Source organism: Falcatimonas sp. MSJ-15, assembly GCF_018918265.1.
Lineage (GTDB): Bacteria > Bacillota > Clostridia > Lachnospirales > Lachnospiraceae > Falcatimonas.
Map to the genome: position 1 here is coordinate 1 of NZ_JAHLQC010000037.1, position 3913 is coordinate 3913.

Sequence of the window (3913 nt, forward strand, 5' to 3'; positions counted from 1 at the left end):
CACTTTGTTTATGAATATCATATATTCCTTAAGAGGTCTGCATTTTTCAAGAAGAGTATCATTCTTGCCTGGATTAAGGTTGTAGACCATGGCAGTCCATTCAAAATCTCCGCTGTCATTTTTATTAATGAATGCATCAGAAAGTCTTAACTTGACTTTTGCATCATATTCTTCTGTTCCATTGTAAAAAACAACATACTGTGGTGTTGGAATAGGGATAAGCCTTTTGTTATATATTCCGTAACGTTCTGTCTTAATATACTGGCTCAAAAGATTAGCGTAATACATAAGTCCTCTTGCCGGCATATTAGGATTAATTGAACTTTGTTGTTCCCACAAGACCATGTTACTGTCTAGAAGAATCGATATATCATTTTTCATCTTCATATATATTACATCATCAAGAGTCGTAATCCTGATATCATCTGTATTGTTATACGAAGTTCCGTTAAGAGCATTGTAGAGAATTAACATATCCTCTTTATATTCTTCGGAACCAAATCTTAATCTGAAAAGTCTGTCTTTATAAGTACGGTTAATACCTACTGTTTCATTAGTTGAAGCCATAAAAAATCCTCGCTTGTTTACTATTCTAAATATAGTATATCACAAGTAAAATAATATGCAAACATATTTTCGCTATTTATGTTAGAAAGTTGCATAGACTTTGTTATAAATCTTAAAGCTAGTATTCAAGATTAAGTCTTTTTCACTGTTTGACCATGTTGTAGTAAAGATACTATTATATACTCATTAGATAATATAAAATTTTGTAATCAAAAAAAGATGATATTCTCCAAATATAGAACTTGAAGAACATCGCCTTTTTTAATTTAATGACCGATGATACATTCCATATGATTTGCCTTAATTAAGAAGTGATTTTAAAATAATTAATTTGCTTTACTTCGTACCTTAACTACTTACAGTTCTGTGTAATGCACTTTAGAAGATGAAATATTAGACATGGAATATATATTATGTAATAACTTATTTTTGAATATTTTTATATCATTCAAATTGATACTAATATATGTAGTAATACGCTTTATTTTTAGTTTCAACATCCAATTTTTATGCGTAATCAGCTTTTATATAATTTACATGATTTTATAGTCAAGTTTTTTATGTTATTACACCATATTCCCTTAACGGATTCTATCTATAACAAGTTATTAATGTGATACCATTAGATTATAAATAGCAATTTAGACTTTTGCAAATATGATAGTTAGACTGTTAGAAAAATAGAAAGCAACGGATTTAAGAGCATTGTTAGAGCGTTGCTCTATCATTACATCATATTTTGCATATTTGGCGAAAATACAGATATGCATTACACCAAACTGTCATGGTTAAGGTACAGTATTCAGTTTTTTACATACCGAAAGCAAATTTCAATACGATTAACTTACACATTATATGCTTATATCATATATTTATAAGTATATGCTAACGAAAATGTAAGCTATATGATGAACTACAGCCGAACAGTTTTTGATGAATGAATAATCGGTCGCATCAGCATTTTGCTGTTGATGTGCTGTATTCAGACAGGAACCGGCTGTAATTTAATCTATGTAATGCTTACTTTATAAGATAGTCCAGTTGTGACTCGTTTCTCTGATAAGGTGGTACTAAAACTTATGTGCCATCTTCAATTAAATGATCCTGTCTGTGGCACTGAGTGTTCTCAGTACCAAACTGCTTTTATATGATATAACAGATTTTAGAAAAAATCCCCCCCCTTTTTGGGGGGGATTTTCAAGAAAAGTATATTCATTTTATAAACTTTATAACACAAGCATAATCAAGCTATAAATATTAGTTCATATAAATAAAAATATTAAAAACAAGGCAAAAAAATCACTCTTTGATACTGAATTGCTACCAGCTCAAGACTACGATTAAATTTTATAAAACGCAGAATTCTTACATTTCATCAACTATTTTTATCAATGAAGTAGTGTAAGTATGTGTCGTATTATTGAATCGATAGAGCTTTTGGCAATAGATATAAATGATATGCCGTGGCAGGTATATGATGAGGTTGATTGGATTAAGATTATGATTAACATTAATGCTATGATTAATGTTGGTATTCTAATTGATTAAGATTAGTATGTTGTGGTCAAGTATTCTAACTAAGATTACTAGACTACTAACTTAATCGAATCTAATATTCTAACATCAAACGCATCTATCATATTTAAAAGCTCAAATGATTCACATTCGTACCCACATCTACCGGATAAAAGCTCCGGTCCTTAGATATCTAAAAACTCGCCGAAAACAGGCACAATTTTTAAATTTTAGGAGGTCACGATATGAACAAATTTACACGTTCCCAGATGGGAAAAATTATGGCATACGCTTTATCTGCTGCTATGGCAGTTACTGTTGTGCCAACATATATGATGAAACCATTGGTTGCTGAAGCTGCTACTACTGTAGAGACAGACGCAGTTACATTAGGTACATCCGTTACTACATTAGGTGGTGTTACAGCGGATGAAAATACTACAGTAGGTTTATTTAGTAAAGACACAGATCTTGTAGCAAATACTCACAAGAAACCTGTTTGTGAAATTAAAGCTACTACCAAAGAACATCCTACTGTTGCATCAACTCCTGAATATGAATTTGTAATTCCTTATTCATTAGCAGCTGGAACATATTATATCGCAAAAAAATCAGAAACTACTGGTGATGGATATGCTAATAATGACAATATCAAAAAAGCCATTGTTGTAACATCTGCAAGCGCAGTTACAGGCGTATCATTAGATGTTAGTAATTCAACTATTAACTACGAAACACCAAGTAGTAGTTCAGATGCAGGTACATCAGTTACTAATTCAAATGCTGAAACTGTCAAAATAAACTTTTCAGGAGCTGACAATAAAAATTGTAAAGCAATATATGTAAATGGCACTAAAGTTAATGTCACATCATCTTCGACTACTCAAGCTATTAGTGACAATGTTAATGATAATTTCACAGTTACATATAATTATGGCGATACTATAACAGTTAAATCAGCTAAAATACCTGACTCAACAGCTGGAGCTGACAAATTAACTTTAAACATTGAAGTATATGTAGCTGGCAGAAAGAGTCCATTTACAAGAACAGTAACATTTACAGCTGTTGGTGGAATGACAACTGTTTCTGAAGCAACATTAACTTTAGATAATCAAATTGCTGAAATATCATCAGATGTAAAAGTTACAACAGCTATAGCTCCTGCTAATTCAAAAGAAAATATTACTTATGAGATTAAAGGAACTGCTGCTACAGGCTCAACTACAGCTGTTGCAGGCTCAAGTGGCATAATTAAGTTAAAAGGAACAGGTGATAAAACAGTTGCAACATTTGATACAACTACAGGTATCTTCAATGCAACTAAAGCTGACACATATACAATAACAGCTAAGAATAATGCTGGTGATGATAAAGGTCATAAAGATGTAAAAATCATAGATATTTCAATTCCAACAGTAATCGGTACTGTAGGAAATGCAAGTCAGACAGTTGCTATTTCACCAGCTGATCTTGATGATGTCTTTGCTTCATATAGTGTTGCTGATGAAGAAATAGCTCAGGTATCAGGAACAACTGAAGATATTAGTGCCAAGTTACTAAAACCGGGTATTACCGAAATTACAGGTGACTTTGTTGTTTATGGTGACAAAGCATATAATTTCCAGAAAAAAGGTTATGTTGTTGTTGCTCCTAAGAGTTCAGATGAATTCACACTAACAGATATTCCTAATACAGAACTTTATGTTAACGAATTAGGTTCATATCTTACATCAGATATTGCCGGACAGCTTGCTGATGCTATTGTTGCTGGACAAGTTGATTCTTCTAAATTAAAATCTTCTGTTTTTGCATCTGCAGAAGCTGAACT

General features: G+C 31.8%; 2 protein-coding genes and 1 pseudogene. 2 read left to right on the top strand and 1 reads right to left on the bottom strand.

What is annotated here, in order from left to right:
* Window positions 1-567: pseudogene (locus KQI85_RS16035) on the bottom strand (hypothetical protein); the annotation flags it as partial.
* Window positions 568-1974: 1407 nt separating this feature from the next.
* Here KQI85_RS16035 and KQI85_RS16040 point away from each other — a divergent pair.
* Together KQI85_RS16040 and KQI85_RS16045 are read left to right on the top strand one after the other, a co-directional pair.
* Window positions 1975-2115: a hypothetical protein gene (locus tag KQI85_RS16040; protein WP_216577035.1), complete on the top strand. Its 141-nt coding sequence runs from the start codon at window positions 1975-1977 to the stop codon at window positions 2113-2115.
* A gap of 212 nt (window positions 2116-2327) precedes the next feature.
* Window positions 2328-3913 (top strand): hypothetical protein (locus KQI85_RS16045; RefSeq protein WP_216577036.1); only part of this gene is annotated, 1586 nt, incomplete at its 3' end.